The organism is Stenomitos frigidus ULC18, assembly GCF_003003795.1.
GTDB classification, from domain to species: Bacteria; Cyanobacteriota; Cyanobacteriia; order Leptolyngbyales; family Leptolyngbyaceae; genus Stenomitos; species Stenomitos frigidus_A.
The window spans coordinates 27370-46773 of the sequence record NZ_PVWK01000079.1; the positions used below are offsets into that span (position 1 = coordinate 27370).

General features: G+C 51.2%; 17 protein-coding genes. 9 read left to right on the top strand and 8 right to left on the bottom strand.

The features are described from left to right. Positions 1-4: 4 nt before the first annotated feature. Together C7B82_RS13315 and C7B82_RS13320 are read left to right on the top strand one after the other, a co-directional pair. Complete coding sequence (locus C7B82_RS13315; protein WP_245939877.1) at positions 5-502, top strand: TonB-dependent receptor plug domain-containing protein; 498 nt, start codon at positions 5-7, stop codon at positions 500-502. A 249-nt stretch (positions 503-751) separates the two neighbouring features. Further along, the gene (locus C7B82_RS13320) at positions 752-1675 is read left to right on the top strand and encodes a histone deacetylase family protein (protein WP_106256774.1); all 924 of its coding nucleotides are present in this window, start codon (positions 752-754) and stop codon (positions 1673-1675) included. A 75-nt stretch (positions 1676-1750) separates the two neighbouring features. Here C7B82_RS13320 and C7B82_RS13325 read toward each other — a convergent pair whose 3' ends face one another. Next, on the bottom strand, positions 1751-3190 hold the full coding sequence (locus tag C7B82_RS13325) for a sensor histidine kinase (RefSeq protein ID WP_106256775.1): 1440 nt from the start codon (positions 3188-3190) through the stop codon (positions 1751-1753). 602 nt (positions 3191-3792) lie between these two features. Here C7B82_RS13325 and C7B82_RS13330 point away from each other — a divergent pair. Further along, positions 3793-4323, top strand: a complete 531-nt coding sequence (locus C7B82_RS13330) for a universal stress protein (protein ID WP_106256776.1) — start codon at positions 3793-3795, stop codon at positions 4321-4323. Between the two features lie 84 nt (positions 4324-4407). Further along, positions 4408-5133: a hypothetical protein gene (locus tag C7B82_RS13335; RefSeq protein WP_106256777.1), complete on the top strand. Its 726-nt coding sequence runs from the start codon at positions 4408-4410 to the stop codon at positions 5131-5133. 196 nt (positions 5134-5329) lie between these two features. Here C7B82_RS13335 and C7B82_RS13340 read toward each other — a convergent pair whose 3' ends face one another. Together C7B82_RS13340 and C7B82_RS13345 are read right to left on the bottom strand one after the other, a co-directional pair. Further along, the gene (locus C7B82_RS13340) at positions 5330-6367 is read right to left on the bottom strand and encodes an aromatic ring-hydroxylating dioxygenase subunit alpha (protein ID WP_106256778.1); all 1038 of its coding nucleotides are present in this window, start codon (positions 6365-6367) and stop codon (positions 5330-5332) included. A gap of 267 nt (positions 6368-6634) precedes the next feature. Beyond that, entirely contained in the window at positions 6635-8026 is a 1392-nt protein-coding gene (locus tag C7B82_RS13345) for a malic enzyme-like NAD(P)-binding protein (protein WP_106256779.1), read from the bottom strand. A gap of 330 nt (positions 8027-8356) precedes the next feature. Here C7B82_RS13345 and C7B82_RS13350 point away from each other — a divergent pair, with 330 nt between their 5' ends. Next, complete coding sequence (locus C7B82_RS13350) at positions 8357-8791, top strand: SRPBCC domain-containing protein (protein ID WP_106256780.1); 435 nt, start codon at positions 8357-8359, stop codon at positions 8789-8791. Between the two features lie 109 nt (positions 8792-8900). Here the strand turns inward: C7B82_RS13350 and C7B82_RS13355 are convergent, their stop codons facing one another. Then, a complete protein-coding gene (locus C7B82_RS13355) occupies positions 8901-9800 on the bottom strand; it encodes a TIR domain-containing protein (RefSeq protein WP_245939878.1) in 900 nt (299 codons plus the stop codon). A 368-nt stretch (positions 9801-10168) separates the two neighbouring features. On the opposite strand from C7B82_RS13355, the gene C7B82_RS13360 reads away from it, so the two are divergent. Next, complete coding sequence (locus tag C7B82_RS13360; protein WP_245939879.1) at positions 10169-10996, top strand: LmeA family phospholipid-binding protein; 828 nt, start codon at positions 10169-10171, stop codon at positions 10994-10996. A gap of 187 nt (positions 10997-11183) precedes the next feature. Here C7B82_RS13360 and C7B82_RS13365 read toward each other — a convergent pair whose 3' ends face one another. The 3 genes from C7B82_RS13365 to folD all read right to left on the bottom strand — a co-directional run bounded on the left by C7B82_RS13365 (position 11184) and on the right by folD (position 13733). Continuing rightward, complete coding sequence (locus C7B82_RS13365) at positions 11184-11639, bottom strand: divergent PAP2 family protein (protein ID WP_106256782.1); 456 nt, start codon at positions 11637-11639, stop codon at positions 11184-11186. A 97-nt stretch (positions 11640-11736) separates the two neighbouring features. Then, entirely contained in the window at positions 11737-12663 is a 927-nt protein-coding gene (gene crtE / locus C7B82_RS13370; RefSeq protein ID WP_106256783.1) for a geranylgeranyl diphosphate synthase CrtE, read from the bottom strand. Between the two features lie 203 nt (positions 12664-12866). Then, complete coding sequence (gene folD / locus C7B82_RS13375; RefSeq protein WP_106256784.1) at positions 12867-13733, bottom strand: bifunctional methylenetetrahydrofolate dehydrogenase/methenyltetrahydrofolate cyclohydrolase FolD; 867 nt, start codon at positions 13731-13733, stop codon at positions 12867-12869. Positions 13734-13869: 136 nt separating this feature from the next. Here folD and C7B82_RS13380 point away from each other — a divergent pair, with 136 nt between their 5' ends. From C7B82_RS13380 to C7B82_RS13390, 3 genes are all read left to right on the top strand, one after another. Then, positions 13870-14316 carry a hypothetical protein gene (locus tag C7B82_RS13380; protein WP_106256785.1) on the top strand — a complete coding sequence of 149 codons (447 nt, stop codon included), beginning with the start codon at positions 13870-13872 and terminating at the stop codon, positions 14314-14316. Next, positions 14306-14752 carry an NUDIX hydrolase gene (locus tag C7B82_RS13385; RefSeq protein ID WP_106256786.1) on the top strand — a complete coding sequence of 149 codons (447 nt, stop codon included), beginning with the start codon at positions 14306-14308 and terminating at the stop codon, positions 14750-14752. Before C7B82_RS13380 ends, C7B82_RS13385 begins: the two co-directional genes overlap by 11 nt. A gap of 539 nt (positions 14753-15291) precedes the next feature. Further along, positions 15292-16308: a GGDEF domain-containing response regulator gene (locus C7B82_RS13390; RefSeq protein ID WP_106256787.1), complete on the top strand. Its 1017-nt coding sequence runs from the start codon at positions 15292-15294 to the stop codon at positions 16306-16308. Between the two features lie 212 nt (positions 16309-16520). Here C7B82_RS13390 and C7B82_RS13395 read toward each other — a convergent pair whose 3' ends face one another. Beyond that, on the bottom strand, positions 16521-19199 hold the full coding sequence (locus tag C7B82_RS13395) for a DEAD/DEAH box helicase (RefSeq protein ID WP_106256788.1): 2679 nt from the start codon (positions 19197-19199) through the stop codon (positions 16521-16523). Between the last annotated feature and the right edge of the window lie 205 nt (positions 19200-19404).

A 19404-nucleotide genomic window follows, 5' to 3' on the forward strand; every position in this document is an offset into this window, starting at 1 on the left:
TCATGTGCAGCTTGAGCTGGGTCTACGCCAGAACTTCAACACCGAATTTGGTAGTTCAGCGAACCCCAGTGTTGGTACTCGCTGGGACATCACGCCAGCGATCGCGCTCCGTGGTAGTTGGGTCTCGGTACGCCGCAATCCTGGGCTAGATCAGCTATATCTTTTTGATACCGTTCACGGCTGGTTGCCAAACCCAAAGCTAGACCCAGAGACAGGTTCTGCGTGGACAGCCGGGGTTGACCTGAACATAAGTTCTACCCTATCTGCCCAACTTACTTACTTTGGCAACCGTTTAGAGGATCGCATCAGCGTTGTTGCTGGACGCTGGGAAAATATTGGTCTGGTCAAAACTAATGGGTTTGAGGCCGGTGTCCGGTGGCGCATTACGCCTCAAATTTCGGCGCTGATCAATTACACCTATACCGATGCGCGGATTGAAACAGATGCAGAGAGGGGCTTACAGCTCAGTACCATTCCCTTCTCAGTCGCTACGAGAAAGTAAACCGCATCTACCAACCGGGTTTGACCTTTCGAGTCGGTCTCTCTGCGACTTTTTAATCCTAAGGAACGCAGATTTAATAAGGTGCAATTCTTTCTGTAGGGGCGTTCCATGTAACGTCCCTACAGAAGGGAAATGGTTCAGATTAATTAATCCACGATCCTAAGGAAAAGGTTGGCGGGTCGCGGATTCATCGTCAGTCAGTGAGGTCAGTAGCCTAAAATCAAAGCATTGTCAGCCCCTCAATGCTCTATGCTGCCCATCATTTACTCTGACGATTTTTTGCTGCACGAAACGGGTTCCTTTCATCCCGAAAAACCAGAACGCTTGACGGCCATTAGGAACGCATTGAAGTCAGCGGTTTGGGCCGATCAGTTGGATTGGCGATCGCCCACTCCCATTGCCACCCGTCCTGTGATGGCGCAGCTGCAACAGGTGCATACTCAACGCTACATCGACGGTGTACAGCGGTTGGTAAGCCGTGGTGGTGGCTACATTGATGCCGATACACCCGTTTCGGCGCAGACTTACGATGTGGCGCTGTTAGCGGTCAGTGCCTGGATGGATGGGGTCGATTGCGTCTTAGCGACCGATAATCCAGCGTTTGTCCTGGCGCGTCCACCCGGTCATCATGCGGTCAGTGAAGTCGGTATGGGGTTTTGCATCTTTTCCAATGCCGCGATCGCCGCTCGTTACGCACTGGAACAACCCGGTGTCGATCGCGTGGCGATTCTGGATTGGGATGTGCATCACGGCAATGGTACCCAGGCGATCGTTGAAACCCATCCTCAGATTGCTTACTGTTCGCTGCATGAATCGCCGCAGTATCCTGGTACCGGAGCCGAGCATGAACGCGGCTTGCACAATAATGTACTCAACGTACCGATGCCGCCTGGCAGCACAATGGCAGCTTACGAACCGGCCTTTAGCCAGAAAGTGATGCCGTTTTTAACCGGCTTCCAACCCGATTTGCTCATCATTAGCGCTGGCTACGATGCCAACCATGCCGATCCCCTTGCTGGCATTTCACTCAAACCAGAAGACTTTGGGGTCTTTACACGCTACTGCTTAGCGCTCACCCGTCGCCTGCTCTTTGGGTTGGAAGGTGGTTACGATTTGGATGCGATCGGGCGATCGGTGGTTGCCACGATCGAGCCATGTTTGCCATTGAGATGATGTGAGGCGGACAAAGAATGGGTAATGGTTTCTGGAAAATTTTAGAAATTTCCTAATTTCCATCCTGGAACGCGTTTAAATCGGTAAGCCGATCACAAAGACGCTCCCTTCGCCCAGTTTCGATCGCACCGAGATCGTACCGCCCATCCCTTCTACTAAAGTTTTGACAATGGCTAACCCTAAGCCATGACCTCCAGTCGAACGAGCACGGGCTTCATCAACTCGGTAGAAGCGTTCAAAAATGCGACTCTGATCCTGGAGCGGAATACCAACGCCGCGATCGTGCACCTGGATGGTTGCCTGCTGGTCTGTTCCCTCCAGAATTAAATCAATCGGTTGGTTGGGCTCCGAATATTTCACGGCATTATCGATCAGGTTGATCAACACCTGTCTCAGGCGATCGCGGTCTACGATGGCGACTACTGTTTTTGTTGCTTGCACTTGGAGCAACCGACTACTAAATTTCTCTGCCATCCCTGCCACTTCAAAAACCAGATCATTCAAACTGATCGGCTCTAAAAGATAATGCGCGTAACCGCTATCAGCTCGTGCTAAATCGAGTAAGTCTTGCAGCAGGCGCACTGTGCGATCGGCTTCCGATGCAGCCGTTTCCAGCGCCTCTTGCTGATAGTCGGTTAAGTTGTTACTGCGCCGCAGCAAACTTTGCAAATAGCCCAACACAACCGTCAAGGGTGTGCGCAACTCATGGGAAATATTGCCAACAAACTGTCGCTGCTGTTCCCAGGCATCCGATAGCCGTGACAGCATCATGTTGAAAGTTTGCGCCAGTTCTTTTACTTCGGTTGGTGCATTGCTTAGTTGCAGCTTGGCTTGGCTCAAATCATCGACTGAAATGGCGCCTGCCATTTGACTCATTTCCTGTAAGGGCTGCAACGATCGCCGAATTCGCAGGGCGATCGCGGCCATCGTCAGCATGGTTGCCAGCACGCAGACGATCGCTAAACCCTGGATCGCAGCAATCAATTGCCGCTGGTCTTCCGTTATATCCTGCGCCATGTAGACCTTGCCCAACAGCTTTCCCTTTGCTGTCACCAAACCTTGATACAAAATCAGGTAGTGACTCCCAACTTTATAGACCTGAGGTTTGAGTGGCATCTCCGCTAATGACATCAGTTCGTCCGTTGCGGTAAACGATGAGGTCGCCCCCGTTGACTGGGCGAGCAGTTGCTTGCCATCGATACTTTTCACCCAGATCACTAGCCCCGCTACAGACACATTATTGATGGTCTTTTGGAGGCCGATTTCAACTGGCAGCATTTCACTATAAAGTTCCACATCGCGGGGAAAGCGATTAGCGATGTATTCCACACTCTGAGTATGAGTTGTAATCAAGAGCTGCTGCATTTTCCAGCTTGTCCAGATAGCAACGCAACTCAGACATAGCACCGAGAGCGCAGCAATTTCTGTGGTTAAACGAAACTGAAGGGAAGCCGTATCCAGTGGCCTTCGCTTGACACGACGCATTGCCCCCCGGAGTGTGTGAATTAGTTGCATTGGCAATTAGCGATGTCCGTGCATTTCATCAAATTGCAGATAAATTCTAGTGAAAGCATGCGTTTAATGATTATGCAGAAACTTGAGTTTCTTCGCGAGCAGACGCGAGCCAAAACCCAAGTGACGTCCGGAAACCCGGTTTCTCTCGAAACAAGTGTCAGTACTAAAGCAGGAAACTATTTCTACTGTAGCCGAAGCCCTCTCTGTAGAATGATGTGGATTTAATGTCTCCCTGAGTTTTTGCTGAGAAAGGCGATCGTGCTGAGAGCGAATTAGCCGTTGCGTCTGTTCCTCACAAGTTCCTCAAAGTTTTTTCTTACTCTTGAGATGCTGTTAGCAACGCAATTCTGCTCTTCAAGGCAACGGTAGCGACAGCACTTAACCGACAGCACTTAATAAAGATGGCTGGTTCCTAACAGACTGCTTGCGATCGACGGTTCTGAACTGGTTCGCCATCCTTTTCATCAGTGCGTCTTGCTAACGTCACTGGCGCTGATGCAAACACTGCGGCCTGTTCTGTTCAATGACACAACCCAGCAGCAGGGTTCTTGAGGAGAGGTTTTGAGCAAAAAAGGCGTTACGTATTGAACAAAGGAGGTTCTATGTTTCACAAAATTCTCGTTGCAGTCGATAGCTCTAATAGTGGCAAAAAGGTCTTTGAGGAAGCACTTGCGTTAGCTAAAGCAACCAAAGCAACGCTAATGCTCTTACACGTGCTCTCAGGCGAGGAAGTAGGTAGCCCCAAATATCCTGCCTTAACAACGCTGGAATACTATCCAACGCTGGATGGCAGCATGCTCGATATTTATCGAGAGCAGTGGCAGCACTACGAAAAACAAGGACTAGAACGACTGCGGTCGCTGACGCAGACAGCGACCGATGCAGGTGTACCAACAGAGTTCACTCAAAATCTTGGCAGCCCTGGGCCCGTGATCTGCCAGCTTGCCCGTAACCTGGACGTTGACCTGGTTATGCTGGGTCGTCGGGGGCACTCTGGCTTAAGTGAGTTGCTTTTAGGTAGCGTGAGTAATTATGTGCTGCATCATGCACCCTGCTCAGTGCTCACAGTGCAGGGCGAAACTCATGCTGATGCAGACGCTGCTATGGCAAAACAAGCCTCGATCGCGTCCTAAACCTGTAGCGCGATCAAGCCTTGAAAGAAGATGGTTTGCGATGCCGATCAAACAGCAAGACTAACGTGTAGCGAGGCTTGATCCATGTCTAAACAAGCGCTTGAGAACCAGGAGCACCGACCGATCCACATCTTAAGCCGGAGCAAAAGCTGGACGCTATGGGAAGCATGGGTGGCCGCAACCGCGATCGCTGAATTTGTGGGCTTAGGGATTGTTCTCATTGCCAGCACCACGCTGAATCTGCTGGGCACCACTGAAATCGTCGCCGTTTTGCATCTTGTCGGTTTGCTACAAGGTATTATACTCGGCTTTGCCCAATGGCTTGTGCTGCGACGGTACATTAAACACATTGGCAAATGGATTGCGATGACGGCGATCGCGGCCTCGATCGCTTGGTTGATTGGCATTAAAGCCAGCGCAATCATTTCGTTCTTCCTGATCCTGGATCATACAGGCACCGTTGAGGTGAAAACCCTGGCGCTCGCTAGAGCTGTGCTTCTTTTAGGAGCCTGGGTCGGAAGCGTCTTAGGGTTGGCTCAATGGCTGGTGCTGAGAGAGCATATCCGCCGAGCAGGCTGGTGGATTTTTGCCAATGCAATTGCCTGGGCGTTTGGGCTGCTCGTTGCTTACGCAGGAACAACCTTCATGACGATCGATCGCTTTAATCTTGCGACCGCTCTAGCAGCAGCGGCCACTGGCTTAACGGTCGGCGCTGTTGTCGGCGGTATTACAGGTATCGCGCTGCTCTGGCTCTTAAAGCCACGTTTGTTAAGGCATGCGGCAAAACCTGCCTCTCGGAAGTCTCCTTGATCCAGTACCGATGCAGTTAGAACGTGCAAGCCTAACCCCCCAAACTCATACTGATGCAATGCACTAGAAAAAAGGGAAACCTCTAAAGTCTCCTTTTTCTAGCAGAGCGGCTCGATCGCACGAAGTTTGGGAATCTCTTCTGAGTCAGCGTGATAAACAGTGCCGTAGGATGATGAGCAAAGATTACAGCAGCCTTTTACGCCGTATAACTTCTGCCTAAACCAAGCGCACCCAACCCTTTGCGATAAGCGATCGAGGTTCTATCTGCGCCGATATGCGATTCAGCGGAGAGTTCTAACGGCAGATCTTCAGGATACTGTGCTTCAACCACTTCCTTGTCTTCGGCAAACACCTGGTAATTGAACTCAAACACTGGTTCCAGCGGTGCGTCTTTATCAAAGTTGCGGCACAGTGGGACGAAAACGCGCGTTTTGCGAGCTGATACTGGAGAGGCTGCGTTGAGAATGCACAGTCGCCCTTCGCCAGGGAAATGCACCGTCAGACGTGCTGTAAACGGGAAAAAGACCTCAAAAATACGGAGCCATTGAAAATCAGGCGGAGCCAAATCCTGCATCGCTTTAGGAAAGTTGCTGACCGTACTGAGATATTCAGCGCGAATCCCATTCGGCGTTTTATCAACTTCATAGCGCGGCACGACTGGATTGTTGAGGTCGCCGAAGGTGTTGGTATGCACCCAGGCAAAGTGAGCCACATCCAAAAAGCCCTCAACCTGTCTACCTGCCGCTGCATTGAGATCGACAGCATCAGGAAGAATCTGTTGATAGTCGGGGTCATCCCATTCGTGCAGGTTGGGCAAGGGATACTGTTCGCCGCCACCCAGGGATGTCCATACCAAGCCATACGCTTCTTTGACAGGATAGGTTTTGAGGCAAAGCTTGATGGGAATGCTAGTACCCGGACTGGCTGGCACTTCGACGCAACGACCCTCTGCCGAGTAATGAAACCCGTGATACTTGCAGACGAGCTGATCGCCGCTGACCCATCCCATACTCAACGGAATGCCTCGGTGCAAGCAAATATCGTTTGCCACAGAAATGCCCGCAGAGGTGCGCCAAATAACCAGCCGTTGATCCAGCAGCGTCGCAGAGAGGGGCTGCTCTTTCACATCACGGCTAAAGGCGATCGGATACCAGAAGGGCGCAAGAGCGTCCCAATCTGATTCGGTAAACGTACATCCTCGTGGATAAACCGTTCGATGAGCTGTACTAACCATGTCAACTACGACTCCTTACAACAACGTGTGGCGCACGACACGCTAAGGTATGCGGTATACATAGTCCAATGACAGGGCAGTGAGTTGCAGTCACGCTTGTTACCGAACAAACAATTGTGATCGAACCTTTGGTTGCTGCTTCGATCGGCCGCAAGGGAATAGTGACGAAGAAAGGAGCGGTCAGGAGTCAGGAGTCAGTGGTCAGCAAAAAGCTGATAGCTGATGGCTGACCGCTGATAGCTGCTACAACGTGCTGTTCTTTAACCTCTACATACGAGCCACACCGTCCTGCCGTGCGGCCTGCTGCACAGCGGCAGAAACAGCGGTCGCTACGCGCTCATCAAAAACGGACGGGATAATAAACTCGCGATTCAGATCGGACGGTTTGATCAGCGAGGCGATTGCCTGTGCCGCTTCCAAATACATATTGATCGTAAAGGTGGACGCACGGCAGTCTAAGGCACCGCGAAACACACCTGGAAACGCCAGTACGTTATTGATCTGGTTGGGATAGTCACTGCGTCCAGTGGCCATAATAGCGACATCCTGCATCACCAACTCGGGCTGAATTTCGGGAATTGGGTTTGCCATCGCAAAGACGATCGGGTCTTTTGCCATCGATCGCACCATTTCCGGTGTCACCACTCCTGGCGCACTGACACCCAAGAAAATATCACTATCTTTCATGGCATCGGCCAGTTTGCCACCCTTCTCAATCGCAAATTCCTGCTTTTGCGTGGTCAAATCTGGGCGATCGAGCGACAGAATACCTTTAGAGTCGCACATGGCGATATGTTCCGCGCCTGCTTTACGAAGGAGACGAGCGATCGCCACGCCCGCCGCTCCAGCACCATTAATGACAATCTTCACCTCTGCCATCGACTTGCTCACAAGCTTCAACGCGTTGATCAATGCTGCCAGCGTCACAATCGCTGTTCCATGCTGATCGTCGTGGAAGACCGGAATATTTAGTTCGCGCTGCAAACGCGCTTCAATCTCAAAGCAGCGGGGAGCGGCAATATCTTCCAAATTGATGCCACCGAAAACAGGCGCGATATTTTTGACCGTTTCCACGATTGCATCCGTGTCTTGCGTTGCCAAGCAAATGGGGAATGCATCCAAACCACCAAATTCTTTGAACAGCATGGCTTTCCCTTCCATCACGGGCAAAGCCGCTTCGGGGCCAAGATTGCCCAACCCCAGCACGGCACTACCATCGGTGACGATCGCTACGGTATTTTGCTTAATCGTGAGGGTATACGCTTTTTCGGGATCTTCGGCGATCGCGGTACAAATCCGCCCGACACCTGGCGTATAGGCCATTGCCAAATCTGCTTGACCCCGCAGCGGAATACGGCTCTCTACAGTGATCTTGCCACCCCGATGCAAATCAAAGGTGCGATCGTACACGTTCAACACTTTAATGTCTGGCAAGGCCTTGACCGCTTTCACAATGGTCTCGGCATGTTCGGTGCTGGCAGCGTCGATCGTAATGTCCCGAAGCGACAGTTGGCGGGTCTGCTCAATCAAATCAATCTGACCCATGTTGCCGCCTAAGCTAGAGACCGCCTTGGTCACCGATGCCAACATGCCCGGTCGGTTTGGCACCTGAAAACGGATGGTCAGACTAAAGCTGGAGTTAGGAGTGAGGTTAGTCATGCGCGTTGGGGATGGCAATTGTAGAGTGTCGATTTGAAACGTAGCGATTTGAAACGGGTCTCAAGCATCAGGCTAAAGAGCGAAGGAGATTTCTAGTCAACAAAATACCCGTAGGGGCAGATTTGATCATAAAGTTAACGGCTAGAAGACAAAACTCTGGCAAAACCTGCCCGTCCCTAACGGTAATTTTTTCTGGAAATCTCCTAAGCCATTCAATGCGTCCCTAGCTTAGCAGAGCCGATCGAAGCTAGCTTAAAGGAATGTTTGACCCGCAATTGTACCAAGTCACACCAACTGCTTTGATGTAGTCATCATGAAATATTCGTCTCTATGCCCAGTCTCTACGCCGAAATTGAAATCAACGTCTCTCGGCGACGGGTCTGGCAAGCGCTGGTGCGTAAAGACCAATGGCTGTACTGGAATACCTATCTTTATGACTGCGATCCAAGCCAAGCGTTCAAGCAAGGAAAAGACGTTGACCTCTCGCTAAGACGCCTTCCGGGTGAAGAAGAAACCGCCTTTCAGCCAATCGTAACGCTGCTGCAACCAGAAGTCTGCTTAAAGTGGGTGTCAGCGATCCCCGGCTTCGTAAACGAGCATGTCTTCCAGCTTCAGGAAACCGGACGCGATCGCACGAAGTACATTCACCAGGAAAACTTCTCTGGGTTGCTCACCCGTGGCGTTTTCCCATTTATCCGTCAAGATGAACAACAAGGCATGCGCCGCATGGCACGGGAGATAAAGCGATATGTGGAGGGAGAGTGAAGGGGCAGGGGAAGAGTTTTGAGTTTTGAGTTGAAAGAGAGGAGTGAGGTGAGAGGTGTGAAGAGAGTTTAGCCTTTAGCCTTTAGCCTTCAGCCTTTCCCTTTTCCCTTCATCCCGATCGCTTGCCGATCACCGCTCGAATGCCCTGCGCGACGTTGAGAAAGGCTTCGTCGCGATCGTCCCATTTGGTCACAGGCTTGGCGTTTTTAGGTAGCGCCTGTAGCTTGCCGAAAGGTGCACCTGTCCAGTCACAGGGTTTCAGAATAATCGGGATAACGGTCGCTTCTCCAGCTTCATGGCGTTTCATGGCTTGCTCTAGCTCAAGGTCGTAACAGTAGTCAGACGCAAGAAAGTTGGCGCTGACCAGTAACAGAATGACGCTGGCTGAGTTGAGGTGCGAATCGATCGCGCCTGCCCAATCGCTTCCAGCCGTAATTTCGCGATCGTGCCAGGCAGCAATAATCCCCTGTCGCTTCAACATGCTCAGGTGAATGGCCAATTCATCCCGTAGCTCTTCATCTCGGTGAGAGTACGAGAAAAAGACGTCCGTGGGCACTGGCGGACGAGCAGATACCTGACTGGCAGCAAGTGATCGTTCTACCACCACATTCTCTGTTGGAATCGGTACTGGAGTGACGGCCGGTGCGCTGAGCAGAAACGCTTGTGCCGTCTGGAGTGCTGCCGCCAGTTCTTCATGATTGCGGGCTTTGACCGTAATTTTTCTGCCATCGACTTCTAAGGTCATTTCGATCGCAGCACTACCCACCACTGCATCCAGCGCACCGAGAACAGCTGGTGCTTGGGCAGGAGCAACCCGCGCCGTTAATAGTCCACTGAGAAAGCCACCAAAGGCTTTGCTACCTGTGGGCGGTGTAGGATCGACCACGCGATCGACCTGCTCTACGGCATCAAATTCACGCAATTGCCGCTGTAAATTTTGAGTTTTAGCTTCTAGTTCTTCGCTGTCTAGCGCTGGATCGACTAGGTTAAAGGTAATGTGTACAGTCAAGATCGATTCCTGGAGAAGGCAGAGGATAGCTTCGAGTTTTTCTCTAGAAGGAGAGAACTCTAAAGAGCGATACCTTCTGAAGGTTCGCAGCCATATTCTACATCAAGCTCTTTATGGAGCTTTGCTTAATGGAGGGTTCAAGCAGAATGCGACTTCGTAGCATGACCAGAGAATCGAAAACAAAATTTACAAATTTGAGCTAAAATTTACAAACAGCAATGTTGTAAAAAATCTAACCATCAATTTTTAACTGGCAGCATAATTTAAATCAAACTTGATATAAAGGCGTTTAACCCTCACTGATTTAATTTTCTTATAGACGACACGGCAAACTCTGACTCTGAAATGATTGCAGTGTCCTTCACAATTTGTTACAACGTAGTGAGACAACCCTCGGGACGAAAGACCGCATGATTGGTGGCTTCACTGCACCCCCTACCGGCACCGACTTTGGCGAACGTATGCTCAACAAAGTCCTCAGCCAATCAATCCGTCATCTGTTCTCCCAATGCGAGTCAGTTGATGTTGCCATTCGCTGTTCTCCTTCTAGCAAGCTGCTACAGGGGAGCGTTGACAACTTTAAGATGAGCGGTAGCCGTTTGGTCATCCGCAAGGACTTTTTTGTCGAATCGATGTCGTTTGAAACCGATGCGGTCTCGATCGACTTTGGCTCTGTTTTGAGCGGTAAAGTGCGTCTAAGGCAGCCAACACAGGCGATCGCGCAAGTTGTCCTCACTGAAGACGGCATCAACCAGGCATTTACAGCAGAATTGGTGCAAAAACGCCTCCAGAACATTGACACGCCTGAACTCACTAACTTGTCAGGTGGCGAGCCTGTTTCTTTTACAGATATCAATCTTCAGTTGCTGCCTGATAGCCGGATCAAGATTTTTGCTAAGGCTGAGCTTCCTAATGGCACCATACCGATTAGCCTTTTGGCGACTTTAGCAGTCGAGCGTCGTCGTCGAATCTCGTTTCAAAACCCGCAGTTTAACGCAGATGCTGTATTAGAGGAAGTGAGAGGCGTTTCAAAGGTGCTGACGATGGCCTTTGCAGAGATCCTCGACAATATGGTGGATCTCGATCGCTTTGACTTAGATGGTGTGACCATGCGTATCAACCGTCTGGAGACACAGGGAAAGCAGCTTATTTTCAGCGGCTATGCCCAGATTGAGCACTTTCCAGGCAGCAAATAGCGCAAGCACGATCGTTACAGAGCAATCGCATAAGAGATTTCTAGCAAACAAAACACCCATAATGGCAGGTTTGATCACAAGGTTAACGGCTAGAGGGCAAGACTTTGGCAACACCTGCCCCTACCCAACGGTAAATTTTTTCTTGAAATCTCCTTAGAAGGGGCTTGGCAGTGCCAAGCCCCTTTTTTTAGTAAGCAATTTCGGCAAGCCAGGAGATCGCAATCCCCAAGATTGAGCCAGCAATAACTTGAACGGGTGTATGACCGAGCAATTCTTTCAGGCGATCTTCATTAAATTGCTGGTCTTCCTGAAAAAACTCGTCAATGATTTGGTTCAAAATCCGTGCTTGCTTGCCAGCCGCTTGACGCACCCCAGCCGCGTCGTACATCACAATCACAGCAAAAATGATCGCGATCGCAAACTGCGAACTTGCCCAACCAGCTGTTTGCCCAACGCCCGTCGCCAGTGCGGCTACCAGCGCTGAATGAGCACTGGGCATCCCACCTGTTTCAACCAGCACCCGCAGATTGACTTTGTGGTGTTTGGCAAACTCAATGACTAGTTTCAGGGCTTGAGCCAATAAACAAGCTACAAGCGCAACCAGCAGTACCTGGTTATGGATAATGTCGCCAAAGTCCTGCATGTGTTTTGCGTTGAAGGGGGAGAATAAAAGGAAGGGATGAAGGATAAAGGATAATGCAGCGTATTCGTTTTTTAGCCCTTAGCCTTTAACCTTGCAATCAGTGGGTACGAGCGGTGATGAAGTCAGCGATCGCCGTCAGTGGTTTGGCGCGATCGCCAAAGTCAGCCAGTTGTGCTTTAGCCTTCTGGACTAACGACTGTGCTTGACTTTTAGACTCCTCTAAACCCCAAACACTAGGATACGTTGCCTTCTGCGCTCGCAGGTCTTTCCCAGCCGTTTTGCCTAGCTCTTCCTGAGTGGCAGTAATGTCCAAAATATCATCCACGATTTGAAACGCGAGCCCAATATGTTGGGCATAGCGAGAGAGTCGCTGCAAATCGACATCAGAAATGCCTGCCAGAATGCCACCCGATGTTACCGATGCTTCGAGCAGTGCTGCTGTTTTGTGGTTATGGATGAAGTTGAGGGTTTCCAGGCAAATAGCGGTATTGCCTTCCGATTCCAGATCAACCACCTGCCCGCCGACGAGCCCGGCTGCGCCAACGGCACGACCGAGAATAGCGACAATCCGCAAGAGGCGATCGTTCGGTACATTCTTAGTCTCCATTGCCACATGCTCAAACGCGTAGGCAAGCAAACCATCACCTGCCAGGATGGCGATATCTTCACCATACACCTTGTGGTTGGTCAACTTACCACGACGATAATCATCGTTATCCATGGCGGGTAGATCGTCATGGATCAACGACATTGTATGAATCATTTCCAACGCACAGGCCGTTGGCATGGCCATGTCGATCGTGCCACCAATCAATTCACACGTGGCTAGACAGAGAATCGGACGCAGCCGCTTGCCGCCTGCCAGCAGCGAGTAGCGCATAGCATCGTAAATTTTCTCTGGATAGATCACTGGGAGGGAACGATCGAGCGCCACTTCTACGAGAGTTTGTCGTTCTTGTAGATAGGCTGCCAGATCAAAATGGAGTTCCTTCTGGGACGTGTGCATTTTGTCTGATAAAACCATTTCTCTATCTCCCTCCCCGTTGTCACTTTAGTTACACCACAATCACACCGACCGATCGCGATCCCTCAATCATTCGTTATCCCTCAATCATTCTACGGAGGTTTCTGCACTCATGAGACATTGAGTTCTTTGACTCCTTTCGGCGCAGGCAGAGAAAAGGCTTTGAACTTTAGATGTCAGCGTGCTCAGAGCCGAGCGAATGGCTACCGTGCGTGATAGCTGAGCACCGTATTTTGCAGCAGCATGGCAACCGTCATCGGGCCGACACCACCCGGTACGGGCGTAATCATCTTCGCTACAGATTGAGCAGAGGCAAAGTTAACATCCCCTACCAGGCGAGATTTGCCACTGGCATCGGTAATCCGGTTCATACCGACATCAATCACGATCGCCCCTGGTTTCACCATATCCGCCGTAATGAGCTCTGGGCGACCGACTGCGACCACAAGAATATCAGCCATCCGAGCGATCGCGCCAAGATCGGGAGTGCGAGAATGGGCGATCGTGACCGTTGCATCTGCTTCCAGCAACATTAGTGCCTGCGGTTTGCCCACTAGAATGCTGCGTCCAATCACCACCGCGTGTTGCCCTATGGGGTTGACCTCATACGCCTCTAGCAGCCGCATGACGCCCGCAGGCGTACAGCTTCGTAGACCAGGCTCACCTCGCACCAAACGTCCCAGGTTCACCGGATGAAGCCCATCAGCATCTTTGTCGGGGTCAATCTGATTCAGTAGGGCGACAGCATCCAGATGCTCCGGTAAGGGCAACTGCACGAGAATACCATCGACCTGATCGTCCACATTCAGCGCTGCGATCGCCTGCGTTAACTCAGCCTGGGTTGCCGTTGCCGGAAAATGCTGACCAAAGGACGCAATCCCCACATTGGCACAGGCGCGTTCTTTGTTGCGGACATAAGCAGCGCTGGCAGGGTTATCCCCAACCATCAATACCGCCAGACCAGGGGGGCGCCCTTTTGGGGCTTGTAAGGCTTGAACCTGCTGCGTCAGATCGGTTTGAATGGAGTTCGCTAGGGCTTTGCCGTCAAGCAGGAGAGCAGTAGAAGACATGCGTCAGAATGAAGGCAGCGATCGCTACCGCACAAATGGTCAAACCTTAACGTCTGTGCTAACACAGCGTTAGGCTGTTCACAAGTGTCGCAGATCCAGCGTCCCTTTTTGTCAATCTTCAGAGGATAGAAGTGCGATGTGGTTAGCAAAAGCTCACACTCAATGGTCAGTCGTTACTCTGTTAGCGATGACGATCATCGGCTGTGCTCCACTCAGTGGGTCGAAACCAGACAGCGTTATGCAGCCCGTCGGGTTTGCGATCGACGCGAGCACCATTGCTACGGTCAAACAAACGTCTCAGATGAATGCCATTGTCCAAATCAAAGGTAGGGTCAGCAACCGTGCTCCGCTCCTTGGTAAAACGGCCTATGAGCTTCAAGACCCGACCGGAAGTATCTGGGTGCTGACCACTGACCCAATCCCAACCATTGGGGATGAGATTGTACTGAAAGGCAAACTCCTTTATCGCAGCATTCAACTGAATGGTAAAGAACAGGGATCGCTTTACATTGAGCAGCAGCAACAGCTGCAGCGGAAACCGGCACTGAAAAGCGATCACGCGGGGATGAAGGATGAAGGATGAAACGAGTCAAGAGCAACGCCATAGAGTTGCGATCGCTATCCTGCACCAAGACGGCAAATTTTTGCTCCAACTCCGCGATGACATTCCTGGTATTTTCTATCCAGGCCATTGGGCACTTTTTGGGGGGCATATTGAGCCAGGTGAAAGCCCTGATGAAGCCATGCAGCGGGAGTTGCGGGAAGAAATTGGCTATGCCCCAGCCACGTTAAACCAGTTTGCTTTATATGAAGACACTCAAGTGGTTCGCTATGTTTACCACGGCGAGCTGGATGTGGATGTTAGTCAGCTCGTGCTGCATGAGGGATGGGATATGGCGTTGGCAACCTCTGAAGAAATTGGTCAAGGCGATCGCTACTCACAGCAAGCTAAGCAGAGACGGCCTTTAGGCAAACCCCATCAACGCATCTTGCTAGACTTTATGGCGCGTAGCGGCTAAAAGCAAATGGCGACTGTATGGGTACTTTCGCTCTGGAGAGAGGCTAAAGCACTGGCTCAAAAACAAACGACCAAGCAACAAGATTCGAACGAGTAAGGGTTTTGTTAGAACTCACCTAAAGCCCCAGTATGATGGCGAAAAGATAAGCAACGCAGAGGTACTTAGCGTGAATATGGGCACTCTCAGAGAATACAAAAGAGGCAATCAGAAAAAAGGACCGTAGTCACCTGGCGGCGTTTTTTCTGCGTGTCATCAGTGACAATAGAATGTTATTAACGTGCTGAATTAACATGCCAATAGAGGAATTGCATATCCCAGAACCTCAGTGCCTCAATCAATCCATAGTTTTTACAGCAAGTCTTCTGGAAACGACTCATGCCCGTGTGAATCCCATCTTTAGGTATAAACTGATACTCTCAACTTTTAAGGTTTTCCTCCCTCTTGCCGAATGGTCTATGACACATACTTTCGGCAGTGGAAACTCCGGTACCTTAGTGAAGTGATGAACCTAATTCCTAAACTAGGCTGCTGAATTGCCAATGGACGCTTCGATTCTATTAGTCGGAGGTGATGACTTTCTAGCAACACTTCTGGTTCGTATCCGTAACTTAGTCAGTTGCACAGTAGAGATCGCACCGAATCCTAGCGAGGCGATGCCGCTGATCCAGGCGCAGCAGCCAGATCTTGTCATTCTGCAAGGAAATCAGCCTGGTGGGTTAGAGCTTTGTCGCCAAATCAAAGAGCAAACTCGCCTCGCCTGGATTTATTGCATTCTGCTGGACTACCCAACCCAAATGCTGGCAGAGGCATGGCGCGATCGCTTCTGGGAGATGGAGTGCCGAGCGGAAGCGTTAGAAAGTGGTGCCGATGCCTACCTATGGTGCCCCAAAAATGATGCGAAAGGCGAAGCGCTCGACATTGACGTCATTTTTCAGCAAGATCGCTTACTCAGCTCTCAGATTGCCTCTGGGCTGCGCACGGTAAAGAATCACCGCGAACTGATGCGGACAAACGACATTTTGTCTGCGATCGCCCTTTCAGACCCACTGACCGAGCTGAACAATCGCCGCGCACTGGATTGGGAACTCCCCCGTCAGGTGCAGAATGCCCGTTCACGCTCTGAGCAAATGAGCGCCCTGATGCTCGATGTTGATTACTTCAAAAATATCAACGATACGTATGGTCATCCCGTTGGCGATCGCGCCCTGCAGCTAATCTCAGGTCGCCTACGGCACAACCTCCGGTTTCGCGATACGCTATTTCGCTACGGTGGCGAAGAGTTTGTCATTCTTTTGAGTAATACGGATGAACAAGAAGCGCTGCTGGTGGGTCGTCGACTCTGCCGCTTAATTAGTGACCAGACCTTTGCGATCGACGAGACCCTCAGTCTTGACATGACCATTAGCGCGGGGGCGTCCTCTCTTAAAGAGAGTGACGACTCGAAGGGTGCCAGTCTCTTGAAGCGTGCCGATCAAAATCTACTCAAAGCAAAAGCCGCCGGACGAAACCGGGTGATCGGCGGCGAGGATGAAGAACCAGAATTAGTAAAACATTAAAATTTAAACATTAAAAGCCTCGCCAGGTTCTTAGGACTTGTTAAAAAATAACTGCACACTTTTGGCTTAGCTATCGGCTATCAGCTATCAGCTATCAGCTTTTCTCTGATTGCTGACCGCTACGGTCAATGACATTCTGTCTTTACAGTCGCTTACCTTTTTGGTGGCATCCATGCTGCAACTCGGAACCATTTTTTAACGGTTCATTGCCTTTATACGCCTTCTTTCACTGGGAAGCGATCGATCAGTCGAATCGCACGGTTAGCGTTAGTCTTGAGCTCATTCGGTGCATGAGGCACATGCGGAATCTGCGAGAGAAAATCCAGAGTGCGACGCAGAATACGGACGACATCACCTTCATCAAGGCTGGTATTGGCGCACAGTTCTGTCCATTCTATGCCTAGTGCCCATTGTTCCACCAAACCCACAAGCTCGTACTCTAACCAGACCGGGAGCACAACCTGATATTTACGCTGGAACTGAAACAGACGACGACGAATGCCTCGCAACCCACCCAAGGCTTCTTCGACTTCACCTGAAAGGTCATAACGAGTCCAACTATCCGGTCGCGAGACTTCAGTGACCAGTGCAGCACACGCGGTTGCCAAATGGTGTGGATCGAGAGGGTCAAGTTCTCCAGACATCAGCGCCAAACCGAGCCACAACTCGTTATCGCCTCGAATGGCAGCGGTTGCCTGTCCTAGCGGCGTTGGTATCAACCCGTCCAGGCAGCCAAAGTGTTGCAGGATTTCAATTAAGTCGAGAAATTCTCGCCAGTGCTGCTGTGACTGCCGATCGAGCTTGTCTTGACGATCGGCCAGTTCCGTCTGCACAGCCGTAAGGCGCTTTTGTCGCTTGAGAATCGTCACGCGGTTGCCCCAGCGGTTGACTGGATGAAACTCGATCTGCTGCTGCACGCCTTCCATCCGTTGGAGTTGCTCGTACACTTCAGGGGCTTCGTCTACAGGCGAGGGCACAGAGGGAATCTGACGAGCGATCGTGGCGGTTTGGTCATTGCCCAGCTTCATCTGCCCTGGTTTGAGCGGCATTTCTGGCGGTGGAGCCAAATGATCAACGCCACTTAACCGGGGAATTTCGCCCCGCAAACCGACGACATCCTTGACGGTAACCACGTACCAACGATTGTCCTGCCCTAAGCAAATCAGGTAAGGAAACTGACCAGAACCAGGAACTTTCATGACTAAAGCGGCAGGGAGCGGTTGAGCGACAGGCACATTGGCACCTTTAAGGCTCAAAACAGTGCCCGCGATCGCAAACGACAGGGCTACTGGTAAATCACCCGCCCGCATTTCCGTTGCCTGGTCTTGCAAAAGCTTGAGCAAGCGACGTTCTTCCTTCAACCGCTCTTGCAGTTTTTCGTACTGCGCCAGCAAATCCCAGTCCACCCCTTCCAGTTGCGCTCTCAGTTGGGCAAGCTCGGCTTCCAGATGGGCGATCGCCTCCTGTTGAGGACGCAAATAGAGCGTCGATAGATACTGCCCAAAGCTGCGCTCCACCAACTCTTTCGCTTCGTCCAGCGTATGGGTTTGCAGCAAGTTAAGCACCATGCCATAGCTCGGTGTGAACTGGCTGACCAGTGGATCAGCCCCGACTGTGGTCAAATAGGCCGCTTCCCGCGCCCCTTCAAACGGCGTTTGCACCGTGACTACATGCCCCTGGCTATCCATACCGCGCCGTCCGGCTCGTCCCGCCATTTGCAAAAACTCAGACGCATTCAACAAGCGATGCCCCAGATCAGTACGCTTGGACAGGCTGGAAATAACCGTTGTTCGGGCAGGCATGTTAATTCCTGCGGCCAGCGTTTCTGTAGCAAACACGACTTTGATCAGACCCTGCTGGAAGAGTTCTTCCACCAACCCTTTCCAGGCAGGCAAAATGCCCGCGTGGTGCGCTGCAATGCCCTGATACAGTGGTTCGATTTGCCCCACTCGTCCGGCTTCGGGATTTAATGCCAAAAATTCATCGATCTGGGTACGCAACTGAGCGGCTTCGGCCTCATTCACCATTGACAAAGGGGCATCGCTGACGGCTGCGACTGCCTGGTCACAGCCCCGCCGACTGAAAATGAAATAGATGGCAGGCAGCATATCTTTTTGCCGCAGCTGGCTCAATACAAAGGCCAAATTGGGGCTTTCCTGACGCGGCCCTCGTTTGTTACCACCCGGAGCACCTTTAGCACCCTTGAGCTTGAGGCGGGGATTAATGCGTTTCTGGCTATCGTCAAGTAAGGGAAAGAGCCCCTTGGGGTTACAGAAGTGAAACTCTAAGGGGACGGGTCGAAAATCAGAATAAATCAGTTCGGTCGGGCCGTGGACTTTATGAATCCAATCTGTTAGCTGATCGCTATTGGCCACCGTGGCGGACAATGCCACCAGTTGAATTTCGGGCGGACAGTAGATGATCGATTCTTCCCAGACGGTACCGCGCTGGCGATCGTTCATATAGTGGCATTCGTCCAGTACTACCGCTTCGACGCCTGTGAGGGAGGCACCGACTTCGCCGATCGGCGTGCCATAGAGCATGTTACGAAAGATTTCAGTGGTCATGACCAGAATCGGCGCATCACGGTTCACTGAGACATCTCCTGTCAGTAACCCTACTGTATCGGTACCAAAGAGTTCACGAAAGTCACGCAGTTTCTGGTTCGATAGCGCTTTGAGCGGCGTTGTATACAAGACCCGTCGCCCCCGCTTGAGCGCTCGATGGATGGCATACTCCCCAATGAGCGTTTTGCCGGAACCCGTTGGGGCACAGACGACAACCGATCGACCCGCTTCTAATGCGACGATTGCCTGCTTTTGAAACGCATCTAACTCGAAGGGAAACAGAGTCTTCAGGTCTAGCCCTGACGCTAAAGGGGAAACAGTCACGCCCAAAAATCCTAACCGTAGTGAAAACCAATCAACCGTCGTTTTACGATCGTCCGTTCATCATATATCCTGATTTTAGACTGACCACCTTATAGTCTTTATTGGCCGAGGCTCTCCTGTAGTTAAAAGCTCGTACTTACGGTCTCTACACTCTAAAGTCTGTACTCAGTAGCACACTAAATCTATCGTTAAGCTTCCTACAGGA